At 35.6% G+C, this 14,993-nt stretch carries 12 protein-coding genes; 2 read left to right on the forward strand and 10 right to left on the reverse strand.

The window, feature by feature from the left end; translation table 11 throughout:
* Nucleotides 1–4 precede the first annotated feature (4 nt).
* On the reverse strand, nt 5–892 hold the full coding sequence (locus AAEO59_RS08585; RefSeq protein WP_341700325.1) for a carbon-nitrogen hydrolase: 888 nt from the start codon (nt 890–892) through the stop codon (nt 5–7).
* Nucleotides 893–1,166: 274 nt separating this feature from the next.
* Between AAEO59_RS08585 and AAEO59_RS08590 the strand changes: the two genes are divergently transcribed.
* Nucleotides 1,167–5,402, forward strand: a complete 4,236-nt coding sequence (locus AAEO59_RS08590) for a PKD domain-containing protein (protein ID WP_341700326.1) — start codon at nt 1,167–1,169, stop codon at nt 5,400–5,402.
* A 16-nt stretch (nt 5,403–5,418) separates the two neighbouring features.
* Nucleotides 5,419–6,420: a PorP/SprF family type IX secretion system membrane protein gene (locus AAEO59_RS08595; RefSeq protein ID WP_341700327.1), complete on the forward strand. Its 1,002-nt coding sequence runs from the start codon at nt 5,419–5,421 to the stop codon at nt 6,418–6,420.
* A gap of 42 nt (nt 6,421–6,462) precedes the next feature.
* Here AAEO59_RS08595 and AAEO59_RS08600 read toward each other — a convergent pair whose 3' ends face one another.
* From AAEO59_RS08600 to clpB, 9 genes are all read right to left on the reverse strand, one after another.
* Nucleotides 6,463–6,735 (reverse strand): DUF4242 domain-containing protein, encoded by a 273-nt coding sequence (locus AAEO59_RS08600; protein WP_341700328.1) that lies wholly within the window; start codon nt 6,733–6,735, stop codon nt 6,463–6,465.
* Between the two features lie 107 nt (nt 6,736–6,842).
* Nucleotides 6,843–7,709, reverse strand: a complete 867-nt coding sequence (locus AAEO59_RS08605; protein ID WP_341700329.1) for a DUF808 domain-containing protein — start codon at nt 7,707–7,709, stop codon at nt 6,843–6,845.
* Between the two features lie 137 nt (nt 7,710–7,846).
* Nucleotides 7,847–8,728, reverse strand: a complete 882-nt coding sequence (locus AAEO59_RS08610; protein ID WP_341700330.1) for a pirin family protein — start codon at nt 8,726–8,728, stop codon at nt 7,847–7,849.
* Nucleotides 8,729–8,799: 71 nt separating this feature from the next.
* Complete coding sequence (locus AAEO59_RS08615) at nt 8,800–9,399, reverse strand: nitroreductase family protein (RefSeq protein WP_341700331.1); 600 nt, start codon at nt 9,397–9,399, stop codon at nt 8,800–8,802.
* Between the two features lie 107 nt (nt 9,400–9,506).
* Nucleotides 9,507–9,860, reverse strand: coding sequence for a bleomycin resistance protein (locus AAEO59_RS08620; RefSeq protein ID WP_341700332.1), 354 nt, complete (start codon nt 9,858–9,860; stop codon nt 9,507–9,509).
* Between the two features lie 45 nt (nt 9,861–9,905).
* Entirely contained in the window at nt 9,906–10,664 is a 759-nt protein-coding gene (locus AAEO59_RS08625) for a GDSL-type esterase/lipase family protein (RefSeq protein WP_341700333.1), read from the reverse strand.
* Between the two features lie 97 nt (nt 10,665–10,761).
* The gene (locus AAEO59_RS08630) at nt 10,762–11,187 is read right to left on the reverse strand and encodes a VOC family protein (RefSeq protein WP_341700334.1); all 426 of its coding nucleotides are present in this window, start codon (nt 11,185–11,187) and stop codon (nt 10,762–10,764) included.
* Between the two features lie 24 nt (nt 11,188–11,211).
* The gene (locus tag AAEO59_RS08635; protein ID WP_341700335.1) at nt 11,212–11,922 is read right to left on the reverse strand and encodes a porin family protein; all 711 of its coding nucleotides are present in this window, start codon (nt 11,920–11,922) and stop codon (nt 11,212–11,214) included.
* Between the two features lie 406 nt (nt 11,923–12,328).
* Nucleotides 12,329–14,935 (reverse strand): ATP-dependent chaperone ClpB, encoded by a 2,607-nt coding sequence (gene clpB / locus AAEO59_RS08640; RefSeq protein ID WP_341700336.1) that lies wholly within the window; start codon nt 14,933–14,935, stop codon nt 12,329–12,331.
* Nucleotides 14,936–14,993 lie beyond the last annotated feature (58 nt).

A 14,993-nucleotide genomic window follows, 5' to 3' on the forward strand; every position in this document is an offset into this window, starting at 1 on the left:
AGGATTAATCAATCGCTCTTTTTGTAATATCTCCAAAAGCATCAATTCTTCGGTCTCTGAAGAATGGCCAGTTTTGGCGTACATTTTCTTGTAAGTCTAAATCAACCTCAGCAATTAAGATTTCTTCTTTATCGTGAGAAGCCTGTGCTAAAATTTCTCCTTGTGGTCCACAAATAAAAGATGCTCCCCAGAATTCGATTCCGGCTGTATCTGGTAAATATTTTTCAAGACCAATTCGGTTAGCTGCTGCTACATAAACCCCATTAGCTACGGCATGTCCTTTCATAACATTCATCCAGGCACCGTATTGGTTGGCACCGTATTGTTCTTTTTCAGCAGGATGCCATCCAATTGCTGTTGGGTAAAATAAAACCTCAGCACCTTTTAAAGCTGTAATACGAGCTCCTTCAGGATACCATTGATCCCAACAAATTAATGTTCCGATATTTCCTTTCTTAGTGGGATTGTTTTTGAATCCAAGATCTCCAGGAGTAAAATAGAATTTTTCGTAGAATGCAGGATCGTCCGGAATGTGCATTTTGCGGTACAAACCAGCTTCAGTTCCATCAGTATCAATAATGTAAGCAGAGTTATGGTAAATACCTGCCATTCTTTTTTCGAAGAAAGGCACAATAATTACCACGCCTAATTCTTTAGCTAATTCGCTAAAAGCAATAAAAGAAGTACTATACAAAGGTTCTGCCAAAGCAAAATTATCAACATCTTCACTTTGACAAAAATAATGACTGCTATATAATTCAGGAAGCGAAATCACTTCAGCGCCTTGAGCAGCCGCATCTCTTACCCAACTGATACATTTTTTAAGATTGTTTTCGGCAACATCATTCAGGTTTAACTGAAGTACCGCTATTTTGTATTTTTTATTTGGCATCGATAAAAATTTTAGACTGCAAAAATAGACATTTTTATATTGTGAAGGAATACTAGGATTTAGAAAAGTGTAAGTAATAAAATTGTAAATACTACATTTATCTTACATAAACACTGTTTAAATCATTTTATTAGTTACTTTTGTCAGAAAATTATTTTCGTAATTTATGATAAGAACATTACGCCTATTATACTCTTGTTTTTTTCTTTTATTTTTCACTTTTTGGAACTTTAATCTTGCCATTGCTAAACCTTTAATTTTTGAGGATGAAAGAATGCTAGCTGCTCCAGTTGTTGATTTTACTTTTAACAATGACAACAGTTGTTCGGGTACACCGATTACTTTTGTTCCTGAAGTTAGCGGAGATGCCCCTTTTACTTATGAATGGGATTTTGGGGACGGAACGACTTCTACGAATAGTAATCCTACCCATACTTTTACTGCCTTAGGCTGTGGCTCTCAAACTTTCACGGTTAAATTAACGGTAAAGGACAGAAACGGTATTTCAACAACTTCTGCTTCTAAAATTGTTACTGTAAAGCAAAAACCAGATTTAAAGTTTGTCAATCCAGATGCGGCTAACACTTCGGTTTTTGAACGTTGTGGTGATAATAATACTAATTTAGCATATACGATTAGAGTAGGTAATGCTTCTGCTTCTGCTTCCTGCATTAGTTCGTACAATATTGATTGGGGTGATGGAAGTACTGAAACGAACGTTAGTTTTCCTAAAACACATACTTATCAGCGTTTAGGTTCTTTTAAAATGGTCATAACAGCCATAGGAAATGCAGCTTGTAATAATACTGTAGAATATATTGTAAAGAATTCAAATAATCCAGTGGGAGCTTTGATTGCTCCGGGAAATACGACCAACTTTTGTATTCCGGTTGCTCCTATGAATTTTGCCATTGGTTCCTGGGCATTAAATCCTTCAGATACCCAATATACGGTAAATTATGGAGATGGTTCAACGGCAACCTATACACAAACCCAATTAGAACGTTCGGTTTATTATAATGCCGCTAACCCTTCAGCTTCTCAGGATTTTCCTATTCCGCATACGTTTACACAATCTAATTGCCCAGGAGGAAGTACAGTGGTGTTATTTATTTCAAATTCCTGCAACAATACCACTTTAACTGCAGGTCCTATTATCATTTTGGATAAACCAACTATAAGTTTTAGTTCGCCAAGTGTTGCCTGTGCAAATTCATCTGTTTTTTTTAGTAATACTACAAGAGCAGGATATAAAAACAATTGTAGTACGGTAGGAGTATATACTTGGGATTTTGGTGATGGAACAACTTCTAACCAGGTTAGTCCTAGTCATATTTATTCAAGACCGGGGACCTATACTGTTAGATTAAATGCTGTAACGCCTTGTGGCGTTGGGGTGGAATATCGTAGAGATATTTGTATCGAAACTACCGTACAACCTGATTTTACTTTTGGGAATGCTTGTATTAATTCTAATACACAAATCACCAATACCACTAATACGCAATCGCTTACTTGCGGTAATGTGAGTTATGAATGGATTTTCGTCTCTTATAATGATCCCTATTGTAAAAATGAAAATCCATCTTGGTCTTATGCAGCTGGTACCTATGCTTATTCTAAAGATCCTGTAATTAATTTTAGGGTGACTGGAAATTATACTTTTCGATTAAAAGCATCAACAAGTTGTGGAGATACATGGTCTACACTAAAAACAATTCAGGTTAAAAAACCACCAACGATTTCCTTAGATCCTATTTCTGATTATTGTAATTCGGCAACGATCAGGCCGGTGGGTAAAGTCATTGAATATTGTGGTCCAAGCTCTGATCTTTCCTATAAATGGAGTTTCCCGGGAGGAACTCCATCTGAAGTTTATACTTTAAATCCAGGATCAATTAACTATTCAACAAGTGGAGATTATACGGCTACTTTTACTGTTTTTACCAGTTGTGGACCAGTTTCAATACCAAGAACTTTTTCAGTAAATACCGTTCTTTCTCCTATTATTGCTGCGAAAACAGCAAAAATTTGTAGCGGAAGTTCTTTTTCGATTACTCCAAGAAGTGGAGGTGGAGATAATGTGCCTACCGGAACTACTTATACATGGTCAACTCCTGTAGTTTCTCCTTTTGGTGCGGTAAGTGGAGCTAATGCACAATCCAGTTCGGTATCTAGTATTGGTCAATTCTTAACGAATAATACCACCAGTCCAGCCACAGTTACTTATACTGTTTCACCAATAGCAGGAAGTTGCCCGGGGCCTAATTTTACGGTAACTGTTACTGTTGATCCTTTGATTACAGCCAATCCTGTTATAAAAAATGCTAGTTGTTTTGGTGCTGATGATGGAAGTATTACTATAACAGCAAGAGGAGGAATTCCTTTTTCAACCGGAGCCCCATATCAATTTGCATGGACGGGGCCAGACGGATTTAGAAGCACAGATGAGGATATTTCTAATTTGAAAGCAGGTACATATTATTTAACAATTACCGACAATGGTAACTGTCCGTTTAGCACAAATTATACGGTAGGTCAGCCTAACAAATTCAGTTTTTCGAGTAATAAAACAGATATTAGTTGTCATGATAAAAATGACGGACAAATAACCTTAAATGTAAGTGGCGGTACAGCTCCTTATACTTATGTTTGGACAAAAGACGGTAATGCATTTCCTGGGACTAATAATCTACGAAATCTGGCAGCTGGAACTTATCATGTTATCATTACCGAAGTGAATAATTGTGATATCCTTCAAGATGATTTTACAATAGTCAATCCTCCCGTTTTAGATGTTACATTAGTAAGTCAAAAAGATATCTTATGTTATGGTTACAATACTGGAGAAATTAATGTAGATGTAACTGGAGGTCGTGCTAATTATACATATTTGTGGACAGGTCCCAATAATTATAGAAGTACAGTTAAAAATCCGATAAATTTATATGCCGGTAGCTATCATTTGAAAGTGACTGATAATTCAGGTTGTACTGATGAATTAGATGTTGTTTTAACACAAAACCCTGAAATTAAAATAGTATATACTAAAACAGATCTTACGTGCTATAATAAAACAGATGGTTCAATAAAGATAACCGGTATAACAGGTGGAGTGCCTTTTACAACTGGAGATCCTTATATTATCAAGTGGAGTAATTTTGCTTCAGGGAGAGAAATAAGTGATTTATCAGCAGGAACGTATACTGTTACTATTGAAGATGCCTTAGGTTGTCCTAAACCGTTTCCTATTATTATTGCTGATGCTCCAGTATTTACTATTAATCCGGATACCAGACAAATTTCCTGTTTTGGTGCCAATGACGGTTATATTCGTCTAAATATTGTAGGTGGTCAGGCACCGGTGAAAGTAGTGTGGTCAGATGATCCTTTAGCTGGTGCAGATCGAAATAACTTAGGTCCGGGAGAATATTCGGTAATAATAACAGACGGTAAATCATGTGATATAAAAAGATCTTTTGAAATAGTTGAACCACCAAAGATTGTATTAAATGCCGAACTTTCGAATCCTTTAAATTGTAGTAATTCCAATACCGGAGTAATTGATTTAATAGTAACTGGAGGAAGACCTCCTTTTACGTATAAGTGGTCAAATGGAGCTACCACAGAGGATTTGGCTAATTTAACACCTGATAAATACACGGTTATAGTAACCGATGTTAACGGTTGTCATGAAACTCTAACGAAGGAAATAGTTCGTTTTAATCAATTAATTCCAACGGTTGAAACAATAACTGATTTTGATTGCGAAACTAAATATGTCAAACAAACTTTTGTTGGTCATGTAAAAGGGGGAGTGCCACCTTACACCTTGAGTTGGTCTGACGGAGTAGTGAGCGGAAGCAACAACCAAATCATGAATACCAATAACAATGGAATGGTTATTTTTAAAGTAGTAGATAGTTTTGGATGTGACGCTAATTTTCCATTTAATGTGAACACGCCGGTTTTAGGGAATGCAAATTTTTCGTACAACTCTTATGGTCACGATGTTTATAATTTATATTCGATTTTTGATCCTATTTTGTTTACCAATTTAGCAACAGGCGATTTCACTAACATTGCTTGGGATTTTGGAGATGGTAATTTTTCAGATGAAGAAAATCCTTCCCATATTTATACTAGAGTGGGGACTTATACTATCAAGCAAACGGTTACTTATCCTTTTGGTTGTCAATATGTTTATACAACAACTATAAAAATTGAAAAAGGATACAGTGTTGAAATGCCTACGGCTTTTACTCCTAATAATGATGGAACCAATGATAGTTTTGCTCCCATATTCCTAGGTTTTATTGAAGTAACTTTATATGTTTATGATACATGGGGAAGTTTAATCTACACTGAAAAGGGGGAAAACATCAAAGGCTGGAATGGAAAAATGAAAGGTTTAGATGCCGAAAATGGAAATTATTATTACAAAATGATTGGTAAGACTTTTTATAAACATGATGTTGTATTGGAAGGTGCTTTAACATTAATTAAATAAAAGAAGAACATAACTAATGAGAATTAAATTAATTATTATCCTGATTTCGTGTTTCTTTTATTCGAATGTTCAAGCACAAGATCCCATTTTTACCCAATATTTTTTAGTACCCGAAACCTTAAATCCAGGTTTTACGGGATTTATGGAAACCACATATACCGGAATTATTCACAGAGAACAATGGCCGGATTTGAATTTGAAAATAGCTACTGATTATGCTTTTTTAAATACCTGGAGTGAAGAAATGAATTCTGGATTAGGTATTAGTTTTTTAAATCAGAGAGAAAATGTAACCAATTATAATTTTTCGCAGTTAAATGCCAGTTATACTTATCGGGTGCGGGTGAGTGACGAATGGGATTTCAGGCCAGCTATCGAAGTAGGTTTTGGGTCTAAGTCTTTTGCTTTTCGAAATTTACTATTGGAAGACCAAATTAACATCCGAACCGGAGTGAACAATGCAACTTCGATTGATCCGGCATTGCAAAACGATAAAGTAGGATTTTTTGATATCGGAGCTGCAATGGTTTTCAATACCGAAGATTTATGGATTGGACTTTCGATGAAACATCTAAATAAGCCAAATATTGCTTTTAATAAAGATGGAAATGTCCCTTTGAATACCTTTTTCTCATTGAGTACAGGTTATGAATTCCTGCTGGCTGATTATATTGATGTACAGTTTTTCCCGTATGCTACAAAAATGTTTGCTACTGCTAATTATATGCAACAAGGTCGATACAATCGTTTGGATTTAGGAGCGTCTATTTTGTTTGAAAAAATGTTTTTCGGAGCAACTGCTGTCACTAATCCGGCTAAAAACGGACTTGATAGTCATTTGTTGACTTCTGTTAATCTTTTTACAGGACTGCAATACGATCACTTGCGTTTGGGCTTGTCTTATGATATGAATACCACTAAAATTGGTAGAACTGGTGGAGTGTATGAATTGTCATTAACTTATCAGTTTAATTTGGATAAAAAATGTTTTGGTTGTCCTAATTATACCGGAAGATAAAAAAACAAAAGGCTGTTGAAAAAACAGCCTTTTTTATTGGTGTTATTCAGCGGTAACAGGGTCAATGACTACTGAAACTTTACTGATTGAATTGGCTGGAAATCCGCCTTGTTTAGCGTGTTCCATAATCATTTCCTCATTTGGCGCGTTGTAAACACAATAGATTTTGTTATCCGTCACATAACTGTGAACCCATTGAATTTCAGATCCCATTTTGAGCAATACACCACAAGAGGCTTGCGAAATAGCTTTTAATTGCTCGGTAGTTAACTTTCCTGCATCAGGAATTTCTCTTTCAATAACATACTTAGGCATTGCTTTTAATTTTAGAATTGATAAACTTTTTTGGTTTGGAGTACCACTAAGTTACAAAAAATAAAAGCTAATCTGTTGTTTTTGAATTTATTAAAATGTTTGTGTGATTATTTTTTTAGTACTTTTTTGAAAAGTGAAATAATAAGCAAAACAGCAAATCCGAAAACCAGTCCGATGATGAATTCTTTAACGAAAGCAGGAATTGCTTCTGCAAAATGATGTAAAAAATCAATGTTATGGGCAAATATTCCTCCGGCAACCAAAAGTAAAGCAATCGTACCTATTATAGATAAAGCTTTAATGACTTTTGGGAGTGCTTCTACTAATATATTTCCAATAAATTTTGCCGGACTTTTTTCATTTTTGCTTAGTGCAATCAATTTAAAACCGGTTTCGTCCATGCGAACAATCAAAGCTACAATACCATAAACACCTACAGTTGCTAATAAGGCAATGATAGAAACGCTTATGATTTGGGAAATTAATGGCTGACCAATAACAGTTCCTAAAGCAATAATGACAATTTCAACCGATAAAATAAAATCGGTTACAATGGCTGATTTTACTTTTTCTTTTTCAATCACTAAAATTTCTTCTTCAGATTGTACTTCCGATTCGATATTGATTTTTTCATGAGGATGCGGAACAATGTATTCATAAATTTTTTCAGCTCCTTCGTAAGCGAGATAAAGTCCGCCCAGAACGAGTATAATTTTTATAGCAATTGGAAAATAAGCACTCAAAACAAAAGCAATCGGAAGAATAATTATCTTGTTAAGTAGCGAACCTTTGGTAATTGCCCATAAAACGGGTAATTCTCTTGAGGAAGCAAATCCTGAGGCTTTTTCGGCATTTACAGCCAAATCATCTCCTAAAATTCCGGCAGTTTTTTTGGCTGCCACCTTGCTCATTACGGCTACATCGTCCATAAGAGCTGCAATATCATCTAATAAAGCAAAAAATCCTGATGCCATTATAATTGTTTTTTTTAAACTATTTAATTAAATAATTAAAGTTGATAGTTTTATTTGTAATGCGCCGAAATTACTACTTTTTTTATTGTTTTTATACGAAATTACATGAAAAAATTTTGCAATTTTCTTTGTCAAACTTATTTTTTAGGATAGGAAGGAAGCGGCACAAATTCGGTTTCGCCATTTATTTTATCAAACTTTTGTTCGCTCCATTTTTGCTTGGCTTTTTCAATTAATTCTTTATCTGTCGAAACAAAGTTCCAGTCGATAAAACGTTCTTCAGGATAAGCTTCGCCTCCAAAAATGTAGATAGTAGAATTGGGTTGCATTGTAAATTCGCAAAGGCTACTATTTTTGGCTACTAATATTTGTTTAGGACCATATTCATTTCCGTCGTTTTCAATTCCGCCTTCCAGAATATAAAGCCCTGCTTCACCATACAAATGTTTGCCAATATTTAATTTCCTTTCTACGCTGGATTTGATTTCCAGCATGTACATCGGACTGTAAACTGGAACTTTTGATTTTCGTCCAAAAGCTTCTCCGGCAACTAATTTAAATTCGACATCATCTTCTTTCCAGGATGGAATAGCATTGCTGTCAATGTGAAAAAATTCAGGGTTCATTTCTTCGAGATGCTTTGGTAACGCTACCCAAATTTGTAAACCATGCATGTTTTTTTCAGAATGACGTAAATATTCCGGTGTGCGTTCAGAATGTACGATACCTTTTCCGGCGGTCATCCAGTTCACTTCACCTGGTTTTATTTCAACTTCATTTCCCAGGCTATCGCGGTGCATAATACTTCCTTCAAATAAAAAGGTAAGGGTAGAAAGTCCAATATGTGGATGAGGTAATACATCAAAATTCTGACGTTCATTCATTTTTACAGGTCCCATGTGATCTATATAGATGAATGGACCCACCATGCGTTTTTGACGAAAAGGTAATAGTCGGCCTACCAGAAAATTTCCAATATCGGCAGCGCGTTCTTCTATGATGAGGTTGACGTTTGACATAATGATTGTATTTAGAGGATTACTTTTGGACTAGAATTCTCTTGGTTGAGGTCTTTTTTTAAACCAAAAGTTTAGATAGAATCAATAACACTTTCCAATGCTCTTCTTGATTTAGGAGTCACTTCGATACGGTTAAAATCATCTTCCGCACCATAACCCACCGCCATAGCAAATAAAGGTTTGTAATCGTTCATTCCTAAAACGTCCTTGTATTTATCGCTTTCAATTCCTTCCATCGCAGTCGAATCTAATCCTAAAGCAATACTTGCGGTTAAACCAACTCCTAGTGCAATATAAACTTGTTTAGATAACCAGGTTTTTAATTCGGATTCCGGAGTATTGGCTTTGATTTTATTGTACCAATCTCTTCGGGCTGCTGGTAATTCGGCGTCAACTATTTTTTGAAAAGCATCTAAGTCATCTGCCACAGAAAAAACTACTAATAAATGTGCCTGATTGATTTTTTCGGTGTTGTGCATCGAAACAGCGGCTAGTTTAGACTTCATTTCCGGATTTTGAACAAAGGTAAATTTCCATGGCTGAATGTTGATGGAAGAAGGAGTAAGACGCAAAATTTCTTTCAACTCTTCAATTTTATCCTGCGGAATCGCTTTGTTTGATTGGTAATGTTTGGCAGTATATCTTTTTTGAATTAATTCTAAAATGTTCATTGTTCTATTTTTCTAAATTGACTTCCTGCAAATTTAAGGTATTTATGTGTATTGTGGTAAAAGGTTTTATTGCACGCAGATTTAGTAGATTATAGCAGATGAAAATTTTAAGTTATGCTTTCGCCAAAAGTCAATAAATTATTATCCGGATCGATTAGAGCAAACTCTTTTTGTCCCCAGGGTTTGTTTTGCAAAGGCGCATTAGGATGAATGCTGACTTTTTTATCCAGTAAAGATTGGTAAAAGTCATCAATGCCTTGGGTACGAATATAAACCTGACCGTAATTTTCTTCGGGATTCAGGGTTTTGAATTCAAAAAAATGAATTTCGATGTTGTCTTTTTTGAGCAACAAATAATCCCCATAATCTCCAATTTCAGTGAAAGCTAATTGTGCCATATAAAAAGCTTTGGTAGCATTTTTATCGCGCATCGGTAATTTGGGAATGATGGAGGTATGCATAGTTTTTAAGTTTTATATTGAAACTTTTGTTGAAAACTGAAACTATTATAAGGAGTCGATAATAGGTTTTTCAAAATTAATCCATTTTTCATAACCTTTATCACTTAAATGAACTCCGTCAACGGTAAACTCTTTAGGTAAATCTCCATTTGAGTCTGCAAATTGGCTGTAAAAATCTAAAACTTTATAGAATCCTTTGTTTTTGTTTTTTTTAATAATTTCATTTAGGATTTTAATATCCTGTTTCAAAAAGTCTCTGCGGCTAGGTAAGACGGTGCGAACATAAATTTGGGTCGCTGGAGATCGACGGTGAATTCGTTTTGCAATTTTTAGAATATTTTGTCCTACACAAGTTACGGAAGGTATAATTTTAAAGTACTTTAATTTTCCATTATCTTCTTTATAATGAATATTAAATAAATCATTAATACCAATCATAATAAAAACAGCTTTTGGCTTGAAATAAACAATTTCGTTCAGGCGTTTTAGCACGCCATCCGTGAGGTCTCCGGCAATACCGCGATTGCGAAGATGTGGTTTATTGAATTTTTCATCCCAATTTTTAATTTTTTCAGTAATGCTATTTCCAATGAAAACAATGTCGCCCATTTCTAAAGGCTCTTTCTCAAAAGTAGCCATTCTTTGTTTGTAATGTTTTTGAGTCCAGTCATTATGATATTGAGAAACAATGTCCTTTTGCGGATAAAATTTCTTTTTTTGTTTATCTGTTAGCGGTTTTGTTTGTCCTATAATTGTCTGACTGCAAATAATGAGACCTAAAAGGAAAAATGTTTTATGAAGCATTTGGTTGATTTAGTTTTAATAGATAAAGTGATTTTCTATATTTTTTCAGCTACAAATTATCTTTTTAATTTCTAATTTTTTGTAATTGAAATGGCTCTTATACTTTTGGAGTAAAATCAATCATCCATTCAATGCCAAATTTATCTCTGAACATTCCAAAATAAGAACCCCAGGGACTGTTATCGATTGGACATTCAATAGTTCCGCCTGCTGAAAGTGCGTTGAATAATTGGTCGGCTTCTTCACGACTTTCGGCACTAATCGATATTTTAGACCTGTTCTCGTTTTCGTTTACCCGTCCCATACTTTCTGGAACGTCATTAGCTAGCAAAGTGTTTGTGCCAATGGGTAAAGCAATGTGCATAATCTTATTTAATTCCTGTTCTGGTACTGGAAATGCGTCACTTGACAAATCTTTGAAACGTACAATATTTGTAAACTCTCCTCCAAATACCGATTGGTAAAAAAGAAACGCTTCCTCGGCATTTCCGTTGAAGTTAATGTGCGGATTGATAAGTGCCATGGTTTATTAAAAAATCAATTTATGTTAAAGGTTTAAACTCCAGTTAAAGACTAACTTTATCGAATTTGTTTTGGTAGTTGAGATATTACCAAGTTTTGTCGCTCCAATATCGTTAAGCCCAAAATCATCTCTAATTTCTACTGATACATTATCACGTTTATCAAATTTAAAATTCATACCTATGCCTAATGATAAGCCGTAGTTTTTCTTTTTAAATAATTCATTAAAATCTAAATCACTAATGTTATCACCAGTGTCTGTATTAATCATTTCATTGGAAACCTTTATAATAGGATTATAAAAAATACCACCGTTGATGAAAAATTCATTGTAAACGCCCAAATTATATTGTAAGAGAACAGGAATGTTCAAATGTGTAAATGTAGTTTTATCTTTGATCATATAAGTATCAGCCCAATTTTTAGGACCACTTCTATATTCTGATTTGAAAGGACTTTGTTCGTAATTTAAATTAGTTACTACAGAAAAGTGTTTGTTAATTTTGTATTGTAATGAAAGCCCCAAAAAATAATTAAAATTAGATTTATATTTATCTGCAAAAGAATCTCCTCTCAAACTGTTATAATTTGGTCCAGCATTAATTCCGATACTAAACTTTGAAATTTTTGGGGCATTTTTTTCTTGAGCAATTGTATAATTTGTGAAATGTAAAATAATAATAAATAATAATAAGTAATTTTTGTTCATAGGTTGTTTAGGTATAAAATATTTCATTTTGATTCAAATATATTAAAATATTCTTACAAAAGTTATTTTGCAAATTAATTGTATTCAATAGCCCTGATGGTAGCGGCATCCTCTTGTGGTAGCGATAGCGAATACAAGAGGTATAGCGTCCCGATAGCTATCGGGACAGGAGGGAAGTTGTTATGAAAAATCATCGTTTTGCTCCTAAATAAAAAAAACACCAATCGGTTAGGACTGGTGTTGTAATTATTGAAAATTTTATGTCAGTTCGAGCGCAGTCGAGAACTTTTATATTATGTTAAGCTTGCCTCTCGACTGCGCTCGATGTGACAATCCATTGATGTTTATAAAGCCATCTCGACTGCGCTCGATGTGACAAAATAAGTATCGTGCTTCATGAACCTTAATTTCTTAATGGTTCAAATAAATGTGTTCAAACTTCCGCTTTTTCGCTTTGGTTTCTGAAAACCAATTGGCCGTCAAAAGCGTCTAAAAGTATGATACTGTCGGTAGTGATTTTTCCGGCAAGGATTTCTTTAGACAGTTTGTTCAACACTTCTCTTTGAATCACACGTTTTACCGGGCGGGCACCAAACTGCGGGTCGAATCCTTTATCTGAAAGGTACTCGATGGCTTGCGGAGTGGCGTCCATAGTAATACCTTGTTGTGCCAGCATTTTAGTCACTGATTTCAATTGTAAGCCTACAATTTGCGCAATATTGGCATTGGTCAACGGCGTAAACATCACAATTTCATCAATACGGTTAATGAATTCGGGACGAACGGTTTGTTTCAACAAGCCTAGCACTTCTACTTTGGCAGCCTCAGTAGCGGCTTCGATACCTCCTTTCAGGTTTTCAAATTTCTCCTGAATGATTTGGCTTCCCATATTAGAAGTCATGATGATAATGGAGTTTTTAAAATCGGCCAATCTTCCTTTGTTGTCAGTCAAACGTCCTTCGTCCAAAACCTGTAACAGTATATTAAACGTATCCGGATGCGCTTTTTCAATTTCGTCCAAAAGAATTACCGAATACGGTTTTCTACGAACCGCTTCGGTCAATTGTCCACCTTCGTCATATCCTACATATCCCGGAGGCGCACCTACCAAACGGCTTACCGCATGACGTTCCTGATATTCACTCATATCAATACGGGTCATGGCATTTTCGTCGTCGAATAAATATTCGGCCAAGGCTTTTGCCAACTCAGTTTTACCCACACCAGTTGTACCCAGGAATAAGAAGGTACCAACCGGTTTTTTCATATCCTGTAATCCGGCACGACTACGGCGAACGGCATCACTCACGGCTTCGATAGCTTCTTCCTGACCTACCACACGGCGGTGCAATTCTTCTTCCAGATGCAGGAGTTTTTCTCTTTCACCCTGCAACATTTTTACCACCGGAATTCCGGTCCATTTAGCCACTACTTCAGCAATATCTTCACGATTTACTTCTTCTTTAATCAAGGAATTACCATGTTGGTTTTCCTGTAATTCTTTAAGCAAAGCATCTAGTTGTTCCTGCGCTTCTTTGATGCGTCCGTAACGGATTTCGGCTACCTTTCCGTAATCGCCTTCACGCTCGGCACGTTCGGCTTCGTATTTAAGGTTTTCAATTTGGGCTTTTTCTGCCTGAATGTTATCAACGATATCTTTTTCTGATTTCCATTTGGCGAAAATCTTATTGCGTTCTTCTTTCAGATTGGCCAATTCCAAACCAAGAATTTTGAGTTTGGCTTCGTCTTTTTCACGTTTGATGGCTTCAATTTCGATTTCCAACTGCATTACTTTTCGATCCAAAACATCCAGCTCTTCCGGTTTTGAATTGATTTCCATACGGATTTTGGAAGCCGCTTCGTCCATTAAATCGATGGCTTTATCCGGTAAAAAACGATTGGTAATGTAGCGTTGTGATAATTCAACTGCAGCGATGATAGCCTCATCTTTGATTTGTACCTGATGGTGTGTTTCGTATTTTTCTTTAATCCCACGCAAGATTGAAATCGCACTTTCGGTATCGGGTTCGTCAATCAGTACTTTTTGGAAACGTCTTTCTAAGGCTTTGTCTTTTTCAAAGTACTTTTGGTATTCGTCCAAAGTCGTAGCTCCGATAGCTCTTAGTTCTCCACGCGCCAAAGCCGGTTTTAAAATATTCGCAGCATCCATAGCGCCTTCGCCACCTCCGGCACCCACTAAAGTATGAATTTCGTCAATGAATAAAACAATATCCCCTTCGGCAGAAGTTACTTCTTTTACCACCGATTTCAAACGTTCTTCAAATTCTCCTTTATATTTGGCACCGGCAATCAAAGCTCCCATATCCAGCGAGTACACGATTTTTTCTTTCAGGTTTTCCGGTACATCACCATCTACAATTCGGTGAGCTAAACCTTCGGCAATGGCTGTTTTACCTACACCTGGTTCACCAACAAGCATCGGGTTGTTTTTAGTTCGACGAGTCAGGATTTGCAACACACGACGAATTTCTTCATCACGACCAATTACAGGATCCAGTTTTCCGCTACGAGCCAGTTCGTTCAGGTTTTTGGCGTATTTATTCAAAGAATTGTAAGTTTCCTCAGCAGAAGCCGAAGTTACTCTTTCTCCTTTGCGCAATTCATCGATAGCAGCTTTTAGACCTTTTTCGGTTACGCCCTGATCTTTTAAAATTTGAGAAACCTTAGATTTGGATCCAAAAATAGCCAGAATCAAATGTTCGATAGAAACGTATTCATCGTTCATTCTTTGAGCAATAATTTCAGATTCGTTTAAGCTTTTATTGGCTTCTCTGGAAAGCATGATATCGCCACCGGAAACTTTTGGAAAACTTTGAATGGTACTGTCTAAAACCTGTAAAAATAGCGGCACATTAACGTTTAGTTTTTTCAAAATAAACGGAGCCACATTTTCATCAACTTCAAAAATAGCTTTGAAAATATGTTCGTTTTCTATTTGTTGTTGGCCATAACGTTGTGCCAATTGTTGCGAAAGCTGAATGGCTTCCTGAGATTTAATTGTAAATTTATTGATGTTCATTTCGTTTATAGATTTGGTTTAAACTAATATTACTTAACTTTGCAGAAGTTGGGACAAA

This window comes from Flavobacterium flavipallidum (assembly GCF_038289905.1).
In the GTDB taxonomy this organism is placed as follows: domain Bacteria; phylum Bacteroidota; class Bacteroidia; order Flavobacteriales; family Flavobacteriaceae; genus Flavobacterium; species Flavobacterium flavipallidum.

What these genes read in the sequence shown, in the direction of transcription:
- AAEO59_RS08585 (WP_341700325.1), bottom strand. Translation starts at nt 892, where the DNA reads ATGCCAAATAAAAAATACAAAATAGCGGTACTTCAGTTAAACCTGAAT.
- AAEO59_RS08590 (WP_341700326.1), top strand. Translation starts at nt 1,167, where the DNA reads ATGCTAGCTGCTCCAGTTGTTGATTTTACTTTTAACAATGACAACAGT.
- AAEO59_RS08595 (WP_341700327.1), top strand. Translation starts at nt 5,419, where the DNA reads ATGAGAATTAAATTAATTATTATCCTGATTTCGTGTTTCTTTTATTCG.
- AAEO59_RS08600 (WP_341700328.1), bottom strand. Translation starts at nt 6,735, where the DNA reads ATGCCTAAGTATGTTATTGAAAGAGAAATTCCTGATGCAGGAAAGTTA.
- AAEO59_RS08605 (WP_341700329.1), bottom strand. Translation starts at nt 7,709, where the DNA reads ATGGCATCAGGATTTTTTGCTTTATTAGATGATATTGCAGCTCTTATG.
- AAEO59_RS08610 (WP_341700330.1), bottom strand. Translation starts at nt 8,728, where the DNA reads ATGTCAAACGTCAACCTCATCATAGAAGAACGCGCTGCCGATATTGGA.
- AAEO59_RS08615 (WP_341700331.1), bottom strand. Translation starts at nt 9,399, where the DNA reads ATGAACATTTTAGAATTAATTCAAAAAAGATATACTGCCAAACATTAC.
- AAEO59_RS08620 (WP_341700332.1), bottom strand. Translation starts at nt 9,860, where the DNA reads ATGCATACCTCCATCATTCCCAAATTACCGATGCGCGATAAAAATGCT.
- AAEO59_RS08625 (WP_341700333.1), bottom strand. Translation starts at nt 10,664, where the DNA reads ATGCTTCATAAAACATTTTTCCTTTTAGGTCTCATTATTTGCAGTCAG.
- AAEO59_RS08630 (WP_341700334.1), bottom strand. Translation starts at nt 11,187, where the DNA reads ATGGCACTTATCAATCCGCACATTAACTTCAACGGAAATGCCGAGGAA.
- AAEO59_RS08635 (WP_341700335.1), bottom strand. Translation starts at nt 11,922, where the DNA reads ATGAAATATTTTATACCTAAACAACCTATGAACAAAAATTACTTATTA.
- clpB (WP_341700336.1), bottom strand. Translation starts at nt 14,935, where the DNA reads ATGAACATCAATAAATTTACAATTAAATCTCAGGAAGCCATTCAGCTT.